This window comes from Nucisporomicrobium flavum, from assembly GCF_016464385.1.
Classification (GTDB): Bacteria; Actinomycetota; Actinomycetes; order Mycobacteriales; family Micromonosporaceae; genus Actinoplanes; species Actinoplanes flavus_A.
Map to the genome: position 1 here is coordinate 1 of NZ_JADMLH010000007.1, position 15,157 is coordinate 15,157.

Annotated in this window: 13 protein-coding genes; 5 read left to right on the forward strand and 8 right to left on the reverse strand. The window is 72.2% G+C overall.

What is annotated here, in order from left to right:
• Nucleotides 1-123 precede the first annotated feature (123 nt).
• Nucleotides 124-753 (reverse strand): trimeric intracellular cation channel family protein, encoded by a 630-nt coding sequence (locus IT780_RS18035; protein WP_199512761.1) that lies wholly within the window; start codon nucleotides 751-753, stop codon nucleotides 124-126.
• A 4-nt stretch (nucleotides 754-757) separates the two neighbouring features.
• On the reverse strand, nucleotides 758-1,372 hold the full coding sequence (locus IT780_RS18040; protein ID WP_199512762.1) for a cytidylate kinase-like family protein: 615 nt from the start codon (nucleotides 1,370-1,372) through the stop codon (nucleotides 758-760).
• Nucleotides 1,373-1,541: 169 nt separating this feature from the next.
• On the opposite strand from IT780_RS18040, the gene uidA reads away from it, so the two are divergent.
• Nucleotides 1,542-3,317, forward strand: a complete 1,776-nt coding sequence (uidA, locus tag IT780_RS18045) for a beta-glucuronidase (RefSeq protein WP_199512763.1) — start codon at nucleotides 1,542-1,544, stop codon at nucleotides 3,315-3,317.
• Between the two features lie 5 nt (nucleotides 3,318-3,322).
• Nucleotides 3,323-4,726 carry a glycoside-pentoside-hexuronide (GPH):cation symporter gene (locus tag IT780_RS18050; RefSeq protein ID WP_199512764.1) on the forward strand — a complete coding sequence of 468 codons (1,404 nt, stop codon included), beginning with the start codon at nucleotides 3,323-3,325 and terminating at the stop codon, nucleotides 4,724-4,726.
• A 7-nt stretch (nucleotides 4,727-4,733) separates the two neighbouring features.
• Here IT780_RS18050 and IT780_RS18055 read toward each other — a convergent pair whose 3' ends face one another.
• The 4 genes from IT780_RS18055 to IT780_RS18070 all read right to left on the reverse strand — a co-directional run bounded on the left by IT780_RS18055 (nucleotide 4,734) and on the right by IT780_RS18070 (nucleotide 9,749).
• On the reverse strand, nucleotides 4,734-5,492 hold the full coding sequence (locus IT780_RS18055; RefSeq protein WP_199512765.1) for a slipin family protein: 759 nt from the start codon (nucleotides 5,490-5,492) through the stop codon (nucleotides 4,734-4,736).
• Nucleotides 5,489-6,205, reverse strand: coding sequence for a hypothetical protein (locus IT780_RS18060; protein WP_199512766.1), 717 nt, complete (start codon nucleotides 6,203-6,205; stop codon nucleotides 5,489-5,491). Before IT780_RS18060 ends, IT780_RS18055 begins: the two co-directional genes overlap by 4 nt.
• Nucleotides 6,206-6,210: 5 nt before the next feature.
• Nucleotides 6,211-8,526, reverse strand: coding sequence for a nitric-oxide reductase large subunit (locus IT780_RS18065; RefSeq protein ID WP_199512767.1), 2,316 nt, complete (start codon nucleotides 8,524-8,526; stop codon nucleotides 6,211-6,213).
• Nucleotides 8,527-8,711: 185 nt separating this feature from the next.
• The gene (locus tag IT780_RS18070) at nucleotides 8,712-9,749 is read right to left on the reverse strand and encodes a LacI family DNA-binding transcriptional regulator (protein WP_199512768.1); all 1,038 of its coding nucleotides are present in this window, start codon (nucleotides 9,747-9,749) and stop codon (nucleotides 8,712-8,714) included.
• 84 nt (nucleotides 9,750-9,833) lie between these two features.
• Here IT780_RS18070 and larC point away from each other — a divergent pair, with 84 nt between their 5' ends.
• Together larC and IT780_RS18080 are read left to right on the forward strand one after the other, a co-directional pair.
• Nucleotides 9,834-11,054: a nickel pincer cofactor biosynthesis protein LarC gene (gene larC, locus IT780_RS18075; protein WP_199512769.1), complete on the forward strand. Its 1,221-nt coding sequence runs from the start codon at nucleotides 9,834-9,836 to the stop codon at nucleotides 11,052-11,054.
• Between the two features lie 61 nt (nucleotides 11,055-11,115).
• Nucleotides 11,116-12,540 (forward strand): glycoside-pentoside-hexuronide (GPH):cation symporter, encoded by a 1,425-nt coding sequence (locus IT780_RS18080; RefSeq protein WP_199512770.1) that lies wholly within the window; start codon nucleotides 11,116-11,118, stop codon nucleotides 12,538-12,540.
• Between the two features lie 2 nt (nucleotides 12,541-12,542).
• On the opposite strand, the gene larB is transcribed toward IT780_RS18080, so the two are convergent.
• Both larB and larE read right to left on the reverse strand, forming a co-directional pair.
• Complete coding sequence (gene larB / locus IT780_RS18085; protein WP_199512771.1) at nucleotides 12,543-13,229, reverse strand: nickel pincer cofactor biosynthesis protein LarB; 687 nt, start codon at nucleotides 13,227-13,229, stop codon at nucleotides 12,543-12,545.
• A complete protein-coding gene (larE, locus tag IT780_RS18090) occupies nucleotides 13,222-14,109 on the reverse strand; it encodes an ATP-dependent sacrificial sulfur transferase LarE (protein WP_199512772.1) in 888 nt (295 codons plus the stop codon). Before larE ends, larB begins: the two co-directional genes overlap by 8 nt.
• A 39-nt stretch (nucleotides 14,110-14,148) precedes the next feature.
• Between larE and IT780_RS18095 the strand changes: the two genes are divergently transcribed.
• Nucleotides 14,149-15,150, forward strand: coding sequence for a LacI family DNA-binding transcriptional regulator (locus IT780_RS18095; protein WP_199512773.1), 1,002 nt, complete (start codon nucleotides 14,149-14,151; stop codon nucleotides 15,148-15,150).
• Nucleotides 15,151-15,157 lie beyond the last annotated feature (7 nt).

Genomic DNA, 15,157 nt, shown 5'->3' on the forward strand with positions numbered 1-15,157 from the left:
GGCCACGAGGTCTCCGGTATGAAGTTCTTGCTTGGTCGCAGAACCAGATACCGGAGACCTCTTCAGTTATCGACCACCGCCACGCCGCAACTTCAGATCTCGGCGGGGCTTATGAAACACGCCTTAGTCGCGCGGCACCCCGGGCGGCTTCGGCGCGTCCAGGCCGAAGTGCAGGCCGGCCACCCGGATCGTGAAGCACACCGCGGCCGCCCACATCGCCACCGGCACCTCCAGCAGGCGGCGTACGTCGGCGGCGTCGGCCGCGACGACCAGGGCCGCCCCGGCCAGCGCGGGGATGGCGTACAGGCCGCTGCTGAGCACGCTGGGCAGCCGCCGCACGAGCACGTCGCGCAGGGTGCCGCCACCCACCCCGGTGACCGCACCCAGGATGATCGCCTGCACCGGGCCCATGCCCGACGCGAGCGCCTTGCCGGCGCCGGTGACCGCGAACAGGGCCAGCCCGGCGGCGTCCAGCACGTCGATCGACCTGCTGAACCGGTTGAGACCCCGGCCGAACAGGAAGGCGAGCAGGCCACCGGCGGCCGCCACCGTGAGGTAGCGCCAATCGGCGAACGCGGCCGGCGGTACGGCGCCCAGCAGCACGTCGCGCATGATGCCGCCGCCCACCGCCGTGACCATGCCGAGGGTGACGACGCCGACGAGGTCGACCCGGGCCACCCGCACGGCGGTCAGCGCGCCGTTCAGCGCGAAGGCGAAGGTCCCCACGAGATCGAGGAGGAGCAGCACCGGCACCGGGTCAGGTCGCCGGCGCCGTCCGGGACGACTTCACGCGGCTGGCGCCCACGATGATGTCGGCGCAGGCGTCCGGATCCAGGGTCGCGGTGTTGAGCACGAGGTCGTAGCGGGTCGGTTCGCGCGGATCCCAGCCGTACAGCCGGATCGACATGTCGGCGCGGACCGTGTCCTCGCGGCGCTGCCGCTTCGCCGCCCGCTCCGGGCTGATCCCGCCGGTACGGGCGGCCCGTGCCACGCGGTCGTCCACCGGCGCGTCGAGCCGTACGTGCAGCGCCCCCGGCCACGAGGCGAGGATCAGCGCCCCGTTGCGGCCCACGATCACCGCGCCGGCGCGGGCCGCCTCCAGGACCCAGCGGGTGTTGCTCAGCACCAGCTCGTGGTCGTCGCGCTGGGCCATCGCCACGGCCGGCCCCTCGAGGGCGGCGTACGAGCCACCCATGGCGGAGAAGACGCGGGACAGCAGGCCGTCGTCGTCCGGTTTCGGGAGGCCCTCCAGCTCCTCGGAGGAGAAGGCCTGGGCGTGGAACGTCACCCCGAGCGCCGCGGCGACCCGTGGGCCGACGTCCTGGGCGCCGGAGCCGTACGACTCGAAGATCGTTACGACGGGCGGGGACATGACACCTCCTCCGCGGGACGCATGAGTCCGGCCCCATCGTGCGCCGCGTGACCCCCGGCCGCAAGCGCGGCGCATACCAGCGGGCAACAGATGGCAATTCGTTGACCGCGATCTACCGTGACGCGCCCAATGGAGAGGACACTCGACCGCGAACTCATGGAGGCCCACCGTGCTTCGACCCCAGGACACCGCCACCCGTGAGCGCAAGCGCCTCGACGGCCTCTGGCGCTTCGCGCTCGACCCGGCCGGTGCGGGGCGCGCCGGGCGATGGTTCGCCGGCCCGCTGGCCGATGCCCGCGAGATGGCCGTGCCGGCCAGCTTCAACGACATCACCGCCGATCCCGCGGTGCGCGACTACTTCGGTGACGTGTGGTACCAGACCGAGGTACGGGTGCCACGCGGCTGGGACGGCCGGCGGATCGTGCTGCACTTCGAATCCGCCACGCACCGCGCCACGGTCTGGGTCGGCGACGCGGAGGTGGTCTCGCACGAGGGCGGCTACACGCCGTTCGCCGCGGACGTCACCGAGCACGTCGGCGCCGGAGAACTCGCCCGGATCACCGTGCTGGTCAACAACACGCTGAGCTTCCAGTCGATCCCGCCGGGGGTCATCGAGCAGACGCCGGCCGGGCCGCGGCAGCGCTATTGGCACGACTTCTTCAACTACGCCGGCATTCACCGGCCCGTCTGGCTCTACCAGACCCATCCGCTGCACCTCACCGACGTCACCGTCGTGACCGGACTGGACGGCGCCGACGGCATCGTCGAGTACGCGACCGAGGCCAGCGCCGCCGCCACGACCCGGGTGGTGTTGCGCGACGCGGCCGGCCGCACGGTGGCCGAGGGCTCCGGGGCGAGCGGGAAGCTGACCGTCCCCGGCGCGCACCGGTGGGCCCCCGGCGACGGCTACCTCTACGACCTGGAGGTGCAGCTCGCCGACGGGGACGGGTCCCTCGTGGACAGTTACCACCAGAGCGTGGGCATCCGTACGGTCAAGGTCAGCGGCAACCGGTTCCTGATCAACGGCGAGCCGTTCCACTTCACCGGGTTCGGCAAGCACGAGGACCTGCCGGTGATCGGCAAGGGGCACAACGACGCGTTCATGGTGCACGACTTCGAGCTGCTGCGCTGGATCGGCGCGAACTCGTTCCGGACGTCGCACTACCCGTACTCGGAGGAGGTCCTCGACGCCGCGGACCGGCACGGCATCGTGCTCATCGACGAGACGGCGGCCGTCGGCCTCAACATGGGCCTCGGCGGCGGGATCTTCGGCTCCCAGGGCTACACCACGTTCAGCCCCGACACGATCAACGACGCGTCCCGCGAGGTCCACGCCCAGGCGATCCGCGAGCTGGTGGCGCGGGACAAGAACCACCCGAGCGTCGTGCTCTGGTCGATCGCCAACGAGCCGGAGAGCGACACCGAGGGCGCCGAGAACTACTTCCGGCCGCTGTTCGACCTGACCCGGGAGCTGGACCCCAGCAGGCCGGTCGGCTTCGTCAACGTGATGCTCGCGCCGTACGGCAAGTGCCGGGTGTCGCAGTTCGCCGACGTCCTCATGCTCAACCGCTACTACGGCTGGTACGTCAACACCGGCGACCTACCCGCCGCCGAGCAGGCCTGGGAGGAGGAGCTGCGCGGCTGGGCGAGCGAGAACAAGCCCATCATCATCACCGAGTACGGCGCCGACACGTACCCCGGCCTGCACGCCTTCGGCAACCAGCCGTGGACCGAGGAGTACCAGGTCGAGTACCTGGACATGAACCACCGGGTCTTCGACCGGATCGACGCGGTCGTGGGCGAGCACGTCTGGAACTTCGCGGACTTCGCCACCACCTCCGGCGTGATGCGGGTGGGCGGCAACAAGAAGGGCGTGTTCACCCGGGACCGGCAACCCAAGGCCGCGGCCTTCGCCCTGCGACGCCGCTGGCGCAAGGACGTGTGAGCGCGGTGAGCGCCACGATCGCCGCGCCGGCCACGACCGCCCGCAAGCTGGGTGCCGCGCAGTTCCTCGGGTACGCCGCGGGCGACGCGGCGAACAACCTGGCGTTCTCGATGACGTCGTTCTTCCTGCTGATCTACTACACCGACGTGGTGGGGATCAGCGCCGCCGCCGCGGGCACGCTCTTCCTGGTCATCCGGATCTGGGACGGCTTCGCCGACGTTTTCGCCGGGCGGGTCGTGGACCGGACGATGACCCGGTGGGGCAAGTTCCGCCCGTTCTTCATCTTCGCCGGTCCGCCGGTGCTGCTGCTGAGCGTCGCCACGTTCACCGTGCCGGGATTGTTCGACAGTCACGGGGCCTCCCTGGTCGCGGCGTACGTCACGTACGGGCTGCTGGGGCTGGCGTACAGCCTGGTGAACATCCCGTACGGCTCGCTGGCCGCCGCCATGACGCAGCGCCCGGACGAGCGGGCCAAGCTGGCGAGCTTCCGGATGATCGGCACGGCCGTCACCACGATCATGCTGGCCTTCGTCGTCTCGCCGCAGATTCAGCAGTACCGCGGTGACCCGGACGGCTTCCAACGCTCGCTGCTGATCACCACGGCCGTCTTCACGGTCATCGGCTTCGCGCTGTACCTGTTCCTGTTCAGCACCGCCCGCGAGTCGGTGCAGCGCGACGTCGCGCAGGTCAGCGCCCGGCAGAGCTTCGGCACGCTGCGCGGCAACAAGCCGCTGATCATGCTCTGCCTGTCATCGCTGGCGTTCCTGACCGCGCTGTTCTCGCTGCAGACCGTGCAGGTGTACTACGCCCGCGACGTGCTGGGAAACGCCGAGCTGCTCACGGCACTGACCGTGCTCAGCGTGGGAGCCATCTTCATCGTGGCGCCGCTGACGCCCCGGATCGTCCGCGCGATCGGCAAGAAGCGGGCGTTCCTGTCCTTCGGCGCCGTCGGGCTGCTGGCCGGCGTGGGCATCTCGGTGTCACCGCCGGGCACGCCCTGGGTGTCGATGACGTTCTTCGGCATCATGGGCGTCTCCACGGCCGGCATCAACACGCTCATGTGGGCGCTGGAGGCCGACACCGTCGAGTACGGAGAGTGGCGCACCGGCGTGCGTACCGAGGGCATCACGTACGCCCTGTTCTCCTTCACCCGCAAACTCGGCCAGGCCGTCGGCGGGGCGGTGGCCGCCTTCGCGATCGCCCTCGGCGGCTATGTCGGCGGCTCCGCGACCCAGAGCCAGGGCGCGCTGGACGCCATCCGGTACGCGTCCGGGTTCATCCCGGTCGTGTTCATCGTGATCGGGATGCTGATCTTCTTCCGGTACCCGCTGACCGAGCGGACGTTCGCCGCGATGGTGGCCGAGACGCAGGCCCGCCGCCTGGCCGCCGCGGCCCGCCCGGCGCCCTGACCGCGGGTCACGCCTTGTCCGGAGGCTGCTGCAGGAACGGCGCGATCAGGTCCATGGGCAGCGGGAAGACGACGGTGGTCCGCTGGTCGCCGCCGATCTCGAGCAGCGTCTGCAGGTAGCGCAGCTGCAGCGCCGACGGGCTGGCGGACAGGATGTGGGAGGCGTCGTGCAGCGCCTGCGCGGCCTCGTGCTCGCCGGTGGCGTTGATGACCTTGGCCCGCCGCTCGCGTTCGGCCTCGGCCTGGCGGGCCATGGCGCGCTGCATCGCCTCGGGGATCTCGACGTCCTTGATCTCCACCGTGGTGACCTTGATGCCCCACGGCTCGGTCTGCTCGTCGACGATCTTGCGGATGCTCTCGTTGAGCTCCTCGCGCTCGGCGAGCAGCGTGTCGAGGTCGGCGTGCCCCAGGACGCTGCGCAGGGTGGTCTGCGCGATCTGCGAGGTGGCGACCGGGTAGGACTCGACCTCGACGATCGCCTTGACCGGATCGGTGACCCGGAAGTAGGCGACCGCGTTGACCCGGGCGGGCACGTTGTCGCGGGTGATCACCTCCTGCGGCGGGATGGTCAGCGTGATCGTGCGCAGCGGCACCCGTTCCATCCGGTCGATCAGCGGCAGCAGGAGCAGCGGCCCGGGACCGTGGGCGCCGCGCAGGCGGCCCAGCCGGAAGACGACCGCGCGCTCGTACTCGCGCAGCACCCGGAGACCGCACAGCAGCACCACCGCCACCGCCAGCACGGCCGCGCCGATCCAGTAGCCGGTCATGTCGGATCCTCCTCGCCGTCGTCCGTCCCCGCCTCGCGGGTGGAACGGTAGCCCCGTGCCGTCGGTTGCCGGTCGAAGCCCCACGCCGTGCCCGTACGCCGCCGCGACGGCGGCACCAGGTCCACGAGGACCGGTCCAGCGCTCCGGCCCGGGTTCTCCGCCGCCGGGTCCTCGGTGCCGCGGTGGCGCACGGTGGACACGTCCGGGAAGCCTGACGGCGTACGCCAGAAGTCGCGCGCCCAGCGCCACAGCAGCCAGCCGGTCAGCGCGCCGGCCGGGACGAGCACGGCCAGCTCCACCGGCCGGTGGAACGCCGCCAGGGCGGCCCCGACGAACGCCGCCGCGACCGCCGCCAGGGTGACGGACACCCCGCGGTGGAACCGGCCCGCCTCGGAGTGCGGCCAGCGGTCGATCGGCCGGACGATCTCGCGGCCGGTGTGCGAGCTGGTGCAGTCCGGCTTCGCCGGGCAGGCGTTGCACACCGTGGGCCGGGCCCGGTAGCGCACCACCCGGCGCTCCCGGTCCACCTCGTGCGGCCACAGCGTCTCGTCCCGCGGGCACACCCACAGGTCGTGGTCCGGCTGGTAGGTGAACCCGGCCGTGCGGTACCGGTCGGAGCGGACCGCGGCGTGCCGGGCCAGCCATTCCAGCCCGGCGGCGACCGCGACCATCAGCCCGGCGTACCCGGCGACGAGCAGGACCATCGGGTCCACGGCCGTCAGTCCCCCGCGCTGGTGGTGGACGACGCGCCGGAGGCCTCCCGCTGGCGGCCGTCCTCGCTCGGCACGGTGATGTCGGTGAACAGCATGTCCTCCGGCTCGTCCAGCGTGGTCCGGCGGCGCAGGCTGTGCCGTACCCCGAGGTAGCAGATCCACAGGAACGGCAGCGCTCCGCCCACGATGAACACCACGTCGCCCGGCAGCCGCAGCCACTCGAAGACGCTGTTGGTGGGGTTGGTGACGTACTCCAGCGTGCGGGCCGCGTGGTAGCCGGAGTCGACCGACTTGTACAGCTGCAGGATGCCCACCGGCAGCAGCGTGGCGAAGCACATCCACAGCAGACCGAGGTTGGCCGACCAGAACGAGATCTTCGCCAGCCGCTCCGGCCAGTGCTGCTCCGGGATGAGGTAGCGCAGGCAGAACAGGGCCAGGCCCATGGCGAGCATGCCGTACACGCCCATCATCGCCGCGTGTCCGTGGTTGGCGGTCAGCGCCGTACCGATCTCGTAGTACGACACCACCGGCAGGTTGATGAGGAAGCCGAAGATCCCGGCGCCGACGAAGTTCCAGAAGCCGACGGCGACGAGGAACATCACCGCCCACCGGTGCGGGAACGGCGTGGCCGACTTGCCCTCCTGGCGCGAGCCGAGCTGCAGGAAGCTCCACGCCTCCACGGTCAGGAAGGTGAGCGGGATGACCTCGGCGGCGGAGAAGAACGCGCCCAGGGCCATGTGCTCCGCCGGCTCGCCCGAGAAGTACAGGTGGTGCATGGTGCCGATGACGCCACCCGCGGAGTACAGCAGCACGTCGAGGTAGATGACGGTCAGCGCGACGCGCTCGCGGATGACGCCGAGCATCACGAAGATGTACGCCACCATGACGGTGGTGAACAGCTCCAGGAAGTCCTCGACCCACAGGTGGACCACCCAGAAGCGCCAGAAGTCCGCGTGGGTGAAGTTGTCACCGCTGTCGACGAGCAGGCCGACCGCGTAGAAGGCCGGGATCGCCAGGGCCGCGAGGAAGAACAGCCACGGCATGTTGCCCATGTGGTCGCGGGCCAGCCGGACCCGCAGACCCCGGAACAGGATCGCCGCCCAGATGAAGAGGCCGAGCGTGAGCAGCACCTGCCACGCCCGGGCCAGGTCGAGGTACTCGAAGCCCTGGCTCTGGAAGAACGAGCCGGGCGAGGAGAACACCCCGTGGATGCTCAGCCCCTCACCGATCAGGCTGCCGAACACCACCAGTGCCACCGCGCCCAGCAGCACGTAGGCCAGCACGTTCTGCCGCTTGGGCTCGCGGCCCGCGATGATCGGAGCCAGGAAGATGCCCGCGGCCAGGAACGCCGCCGACACCCAGAACAGCGCGAGCTGCAGGTGCCACGTCCGCACCAGGTTGTACGGCAGCAGCCGGGCCAGGTCGATGCCGAAGAAGCTGGTCACGTCGGCGCGGTAGTGCTCGCTCGCCGCCCCGAGCAGCGTCTGCACCAGGAAGAGCAGGCCGACGACGAGGAAGAACCAGGCGGTGGCCCGCTGCGCCGGGGTCAGCGTGACCGCGTCGGGGCTGCGGAACGACAGGGTGTCCGCCTGGCGGCCGCGCCAGCCCAGCCGGTCGCCCCAGCGGCCGAACACCGCGAACAGGGCCCCGATCCCGGCCAGCAACGCGATCAGCGACAGGACGCTCCACACCACCACGTTCGCCGTGGGCTTGTTGCCGACCAACGGCTCCGGCGGCCAGTTGTTGGTGTACGAGTAGTCCTTGCCCGGCCGTTCCGTCGACGCCGCCCACGCGGACCACGAGAAGAACGCCGTCAATTGCCGGATCTCGGCCGGATCGGTGATCGCCTTCGGCCGCAGGCCCTTGCTGGTGTCGTCGGCGCCGAAGAACTGCCCGTAGTAGGCGACGTTCTCGTCGAATGCGACGGCCTGTTCCGGGGTGACCGTCAATGTCCGCGTCGCCTCGTCGTACCGGTTCTCGCGGAAGTCCTGGATCACCCGCTGCGCGACGGTGTCCGACCCGCCGCCGCCGAGCTGGCGGGTCACGGATTCGGCCGCCCGGTGCAGGTAGTCGTCGGTGAAGTCGGGGCCCAGGTACGCGCCGTGGCCGAAGATGGAGCCGTACTCCATCAGGCCGTTGTGCAGGAAGACCTGCTGGCCGCGGCTGACCTCTGCCCCGGTGTACAGCACCCGGCCGTCGGCGCTCACGACCCGGTCCGGGATCGGCGGCTCCGCGGTGTAGGTGCGATAGGCCAGCAGGCCCATCACCGCGAATCCGAAGAGCATCACCAGGGCGACGGCCTGAATCCAGGCCTTGCTCACCAGCAAAGGACGACGACCCGTACCCCCGGGCCTTTCACGGACAGCGGTCACGACACCTCCAGAATGCGCGCGCTCGTCTCATGCAAGCACAACAAAGGACGGTGCCGCGCCGGTGAACCCGATCGAGTCCAGAATGTTTTCCAGACCTTCCCCCTGCCATCGGGACATAGTCACTGCTCGATTGGTTACCCGGAAGCGGTCCCGGGCTGCATGGTCCAGGCCGCGGTCCGGGTACGCCGGTGCTGCGCGGTGGACTCGCGCACGACGAGCCGGCACGGCAGGCTGACCGGCGCTTGCGAACGCGGCCGGGCGCCCCGCACGATCGCGAGCAGGTTGCCGACCGCCGTACGGCCCATCGCGCCCAGCGGCGCGGCGACCGTGGTCAGCGGCGGCGTCACCAGTTCCGCGGCGAAGATGTTGTCGAAGCCGATGACGCTGACGTCGCGCGGGATCCGTGCCCCCATCGCCGTCAGGGCCCGGATCGCGCCGATGGCCACGAGATCGTTGTAGGCGAGCACCGCCGAGGTACGTTGCGCCGCGAACCGCGCGGCGGCCCGGGCACCACCCGCGACCGTCGGCGGGAACGGCCCGATCCGGCGTACCTGCAGCTCGAGCTCCATCGCCGACTCGCGCAGCGACCGCCAGCGCATGCCGTCGGCCCAGGACGCCTCCGGGCCCGCCAGGTACGTGATGCGCCGGTGACCCAGCTCGGCCAGGTGCTCCACCGCCCGGCGCACCCCGCGAGGGTTGTCGGTGATCACGCACGGCACGTCGGCGACCGCCCGGTTGAGCACGATCAGCGGGCGCTGCTTCGCGGTCATCCGGATCGCCGAGTCGGACATGCGGGTGCTCGCCAGCACGATGCCCTCGACCGTCGCCGCGGCCCGGTCGAGGGCTCGTCGCTCGTGCGAGCCGGACTCCGTGGTGTCGGCGAGCAGGATGGTGTAGCCCGCCTCGGACGCGGCGACCTGGGCGCCGCGGATGATTTCGTTGTAGAACGGGTTGGTGATGTCCGAGATCGCCAGCGCGATCATCGAGGTGGGCCCGGCCGGCAGCGCCCGGGCCAGCGAGGTCGTGCGGTATCCCAGCTCGGCGGCGACCCGGCGGATGCGCTCGCCGGTCTCGAAGCTGACCCGCCCGGGCCGGGAGAAGGCACGGGACACGGTCGACGGCGCGACCCCCGCCGCCCGGGCGACGTCGTCGATCGTGGGTGGCCGGTCCACGCCGCACCTCCATCGCCGAGGCGGTCCAGCCCTGACGCTAATGAGTGACACCACGCCGGGCAACCGGATGGTGGCGGAGGGAGAGTGAGCGCGGACCGGCACGCCTGGATCGACGCGTCCGCCGGGGTCGCCGGCGACATGCTGCTCGGCGCGCTCCTCGACGCCGGCGCGGACCTCGGCGTGGTCCGGCGCGCCGTGGAGCTCGTGGTGCCGGGCGCCGTCCGGCTCGACGCGGCGCCCGTCACCCGGGCCGGGTTGCGCGCCCTCCACGTCCGGGTGGAGCCGCTGATCGACGACGTGCCGCGGCGTACGTGGGCGGACATCCGGGGCCTGCTCGCCGGTGCGGGGCTGCCGGAGCGGGTCCGCGAGCGGGCCACCGCGGTCTTCGCGCGGCTCGCCGGCGCCGAGGCGTCCGTGCATGGCATCGCGGTGGAGGACGTGCACTTCCACGAGGTGGGCGCCCTGGACTCGATCGCGGACGTGGTCGGGGTGTGCGCCGCCCTGGAGGACCTCGGCGTCGGCACCCTCAGCGCGGGTGAGGTCGCCGTCGGCTCCGGGCGGGTCCGGACCGCGCACGGCGAGCTGCCCGTACCGGTGCCCGCGGTGGTCCGGCTCGCCGTCGGCTGGCGCGTACGCTCCGGCGGTTCCGGCGAGCTCGCCACGCCGACGGGGATGGCGGTGATCCGCGCGCTCGCCGACACGTGCGAGGAGCTGCCGTCCTTGCGGGTGGAGGCGGTCGGCGCGGGTGCGGGGAGCCGGGACACGCCGGGCCGGGCCAACGTTGTCCGCGTCGTCCTGGGCGGCGCCACCGGCCACGGGACCGGCGAGCCGGCCGTGCTGCTCGAGGCCAACATCGACGACCTCGATCCCCGTCTGTGGCCGGGCGTCCTCGCCGGGCTCCTCGAGTGCGGCGCGGCCGACGCGTGGCTGGTGCCGATCGTCATGAAGAAGGGCCGCCCGGCGCACACCCTCAGCGTGCTGTGCCACCCAGATCGGGCCGGGGCGCTGCGCGACCGGATCTTCCGCGACACCAGCACGCTGGGCGTCCGCGAAGGCGTCCTGCGCAAGCACGCGCTGCCCCGCGCCTTCGTGGACGTCGCCGTGGACGGTGGCACGGTCGCCGTGAAGCTGGGCCACGACCGCGGCGTCATCACCCAGGTGATGCCCGAGTTCGACGATGTCGCGGCGCTCGCCCGCCGGCTGGGCCGGGCCGAGCGGGAGGTGCTCACGGCAGCGGTGGCGGCGGCCACGGCGGCGGGCCTCGTCACCGGCGCCGTGCTACCGGGAGACGCCCGGCCCGCGTGACCGACGGCAAGTCATGGCAAGCGATTGCCGCGCTTCGATGCCCACCCCGACGCTCGACGTCATGAAGCTCTCCGTGCGATCCATCATCGGCTACGGCGCCGGCGACGCCGCGAACAACCTCGCCTTCACCCTCGGCACCACGTTCCTGCTGCTCTACTACACCGACGTGGCCGGCCTGCCCGCCGCGGCCGTCGGCACCATGTTCCTCGTCGTCCGGCTGTGGGACGCCGTCGCCGACCTGTTCGCCGGGCGCGTCGTCGACCGCACCATGACCCGGCGGGGCAAGTTCCGCCCGTTCATCCTCTTCGGCGCGGTGCCGCTGCTGGTCATGAGCGTGCTGACGTTCGCCGTGCCGCGCGGCTGGTCCGGCGGCGCGCAGCTGCTCTACGCGTACCTGACGTATGCGGTTCTGGGGCTCGTCTACTCGCTGGTGAACGTGCCCTACGGCTCGCTGGCGAGCGCGATGACGCAGCTCTCGCGGGAAAGGGCGAAGCTGGCGACCGCCCGCGGCCTGGGCGCCGCCTCCGCCGGCCTGCTGCTGACCTTCATCATCGCGCCGCAGATCCAGGCCATCACCCGCGACAAGGCGCTGCCGCCCGCCGGCCGTGCGGACCAGCTGCAGTCGGTGTTCCTCACGACGACCGTCCTCTTCGTCGCCGTCGGGGCCGCCCTGTACCTCCTGACCTACCTGTGGTGCCGGGAGACCGTCGTCCGGGTCCAGCCGCGGGTGACCGTACGGGAGACCTTCCGGACCCTGCGCACCAACAAGCCGCTCGGCATCCTCTGCGGCTCCAGCTTCTTCTACCTGATCGGGCTGTTCGCCGTCGGCGGCGCCACCGCGTACTACGCGATCTACGTGCTGGGCGACGCCCGCTACATCATCTGGATGACGCTGGTGACGGTCGTGGTGCAGTTCGCCACCGCGCCGTTCATCCCCCGGCTGGTCGCCCGCTTCGGCAAGAAGAACCTGTACCAGTACTGCGGGCTGTTCACCGTGGCCGGCGGGGTGGCGCTGTTCCTCACGCCGGGCAGCATGCCCCTGCTGGCCCTGGCGTTCGTCGCGGTGAAGGGGTTCGGCGTCCAGCTGATCAACACGCTGATGTTCGCGCTCGAGGCCGACACCGTCGAGTACGGCGAGTGGCAGACCGGCCGGCGTACCGAGGGCGCCACGTACGCCATCTTCTCCTTCACCCGCAAGATCACCCAGTCGATCGGCGGCGCGCTGGGAGCCTTCGCGCTGGCGCTCGGCGGGTACGTCAGCACCCTGGGGCCGGGCGCCGTGCAGCCGGACAGCGCGATCATCGCCATCAAGGCCTCGCTGGGCCTCGTCCCGGCCGCCGCGGCGGTCCTGGCGATGCTGGTGTTCGTCCGCTACCCGCTGACCGAGAAGCGCTACAGCGCCATGGTGGCCGAGACCGACGCCCGCAAGAAGTCCCTGCTGGAGGCGCCGGTGGCGGCACGGATCCCGGTGCCGGCGACCGTGTGACGTCAGTCCGGGGCCTCCCCGGCCACGGGTGCGGCGATCTGGGCAGCGAGATGCCCGGCGCCGTACCCGTTGTCGATGTTGACCACCCCGATGCCGGGCGCGCACGCGTTGAGCATCGTCAGCAGGGCCGCGATGCCGTTCAGCCCGGTGCCGTAGCCGACGGAGGTGGGCAGCGCGACGACCGGCGCGGGAATGAGCCCGGCCACGACGCCGGGCAGCGCGCCGTCCATCCCGGCCGCCACCACGACGACGCGGGCGCGGCGCAGCAGCTCCAGCCGGGCGAGGATGCGGTGCAGGCCCGCGATCCCCACGTCCACCACGAGGTCGGTGGCCCGGCCCAGGTAGCGGGCGGTCAGCAGGGCCTCCCGGGCGACCGGCAGGTCGGAGGTGCCGGCGGCGACCACGACGACGAGCCCGCCGCTCGGCGCGGGCGGGCCGGGCGGCCAGGCCAGCATCCGGGCGGCCTCGTCGTGGTACGCGTCCGGCAGCTCCCGCAGCACCGCCCCGGCGTGCGCGGGCGCCGCCCGGGTGAAGAGGGTGACCACCCCGGGGCGCCGGCCGGCGTCGGCGGCGATGGCGGCCACCTGCTCCGGCGTCTTGCCCTCGCAGTAGACGGCTTCCGGATAGCCGCGCCGCTTCGCGCGCTCGTGGTCCGGCGTCGCGAACGCCGACAGATCCGGGTCAGCCATGCCGGCCGGTGACCAGCGGCAACGTGAAAGCGCCGGACTGGATCCCGGCGAGGTCCACGGCGGCGAAGCGGAACCCGGCCGCGGTCACCGCGTCGTGCACCGCCTCGCGCAGCGGGTCGGTCACCGCGCGGACCAGGTCGGCGGCGGGCAGCTCGATGCGGGCGACGTCGCCGTGGTGGCGTACCCGCAGGTCGGTGAAGCCCAGCCGGCGCAGCGACGCCTCGGCCTGTTCGATCTGCGCCATCTTCTCCGGGGTGACGGCGGAGAAGTGCGGGATCCGCGACGCCAGGCAGGGTGCGGCCGGTTTGTCGGCGCACGGCAGGGCGAAGGCGCGGGCGATGCGCCGGACGGCCGCCTTGTCGAGCCCCGCCTCGGCGAGGGGACGCAGCACCCGGTGCTCGGCCGCGGCGCGCGCACCCGGCCGGTCGGGGCGTACGGCGTCGTCGGCGTTCTCCCCGTACGCGACCGCGTCCAGCCCGTGCGCGGCGACGACCTCCGCGTCGATGCGCGTGAACAGCTCGTCGCGGCAGTGGAAGCACCGGTCCGGCCCGTTCGCCCGGTAGCCGTCGCGCTCGTCCTCGCGGGTGGCCACCTCGACCACCGGGACGCCGATGTGCCGGGCCACGTCGTGCGCGGCGGTGCGCTCGTCGGCCGCGAGGCTCGCCGAGACCCCGAGGATCGCGACCACCCGGTCCCGGCCGAGCGCCCGGGCCGCCAGCGCGAGCAGGACCGAGGAGTCGACCCCGCCGGAGAACGCCACGCCGAGGCGGCCCACGCCGGCGAGCATCTCCCCCACCACTGTCGCGACCCGATCCGCGTATTCGTCAGCCTTCAGTCCGGTCGTGGGTGGCGGCGGGGTGGTCGGATGGGCGTCGGTCATGGATGTCTCCCGAGGGTGTGCTGGCACTAGCATGACCTCATGGGACGGCGTCCCACCATCTACGACGTCGCGCGCGAGGCCGGCGTGGCGGCGTCCACCGTGTCCCGGGCCTATGCCCGCCCCGGCCGGGTCAACACCGGCACGGCCCGCCGGATCTTCGACGCGGCCGAACGGCTCGGCTACCGCTCCGACCGCCTCGACGGCCGGCACCCCGGCGGCCGCTCCCCGAGCCAGGCGATCGCGCTGGTCATCGCGGACGTCACCAACCCGTTCTACGGCGAGATCATCAAGGGCGCGTACGAGGCCGCCCGCCGGGCCGGCTACCAGCTCGTCCTCTCGCACACCAACGAGTCGCCGGAGGAGGAGCGCCGCACGATCGAGCGCGAGCTGGCCCACGTGGACGGGGTGGTGATCGCGAGCTCCCGGATGAGCGACTCGGCGCTGCGGACGATGGCCAAGCAGCGGCCGGTCGTGCTGCTCAACCGGATCCTGCCGGAGGCCAGCTGCCTGGTCAACGACAACGCGCGCGGGATCCGGCGGGCCACCGAGCACCTCGGCGCCCTCGGCCACGTGCGGATCCTCTACGTGGCGGGCCCCGAGAACAGCTGGTCCGACGGTACGCGCTGGCGGGCGCTGCGCGAGGCCGCGGCGGAGCTCGACCTGGACGTACGCCGCATCGGCCCGTACGAGCCCACCGTGCTGGCCGGGCTGGGCGCCGCCCGCCGGGTCGCGCGCGCCGACGCCACGGCGGTACTGGCGTACAACGATGCGCTGGCCATCGGCGTGATGAAGGGGCTGCGCAAGCTGGGCGTGGCCGTGCCGGAGGAGTTCAGCGTGGTGGGCTTCGACAACATCCTGCTGGACGAGCTGGTCGAGCCCGCGCTGACCACGGTCGCGGCGCCGCTGTACCGGATGGGGCTGACCGGGGTGCACACCTGCATCGCCCTGGCCCAGGGCGCACCGATGACCAGTACGCCGCTGGTGCTGCCGGTCCGGCTCGTCGTCCGCAGGTCCACCGCCCGGTGCCGGGCGGCGGCCTGACGCACCG

Excerpts from the sequence above, each read along its gene's own strand:
- IT780_RS18040 (WP_199512762.1), bottom strand. The coding sequence starts at position 1,372 with ATGTCCCCGCCCGTCGTAACGATCTTCGAGTCGTACGGCTCCGGCGCC.
- IT780_RS18055 (WP_199512765.1), bottom strand. The coding sequence starts at position 5,492 with ATGACCGGCTACTGGATCGGCGCGGCCGTGCTGGCGGTGGCGGTGGTG.
- IT780_RS18080 (WP_199512770.1), top strand. The coding sequence starts at position 11,116 with ATGAAGCTCTCCGTGCGATCCATCATCGGCTACGGCGCCGGCGACGCC.
- larB (WP_199512771.1), bottom strand. The coding sequence starts at position 13,229 with ATGGCTGACCCGGATCTGTCGGCGTTCGCGACGCCGGACCACGAGCGC.
- larE (WP_199512772.1), bottom strand. The coding sequence starts at position 14,109 with ATGACCGACGCCCATCCGACCACCCCGCCGCCACCCACGACCGGACTG.
- IT780_RS18095 (WP_199512773.1), top strand. The coding sequence starts at position 14,149 with ATGGGACGGCGTCCCACCATCTACGACGTCGCGCGCGAGGCCGGCGTG.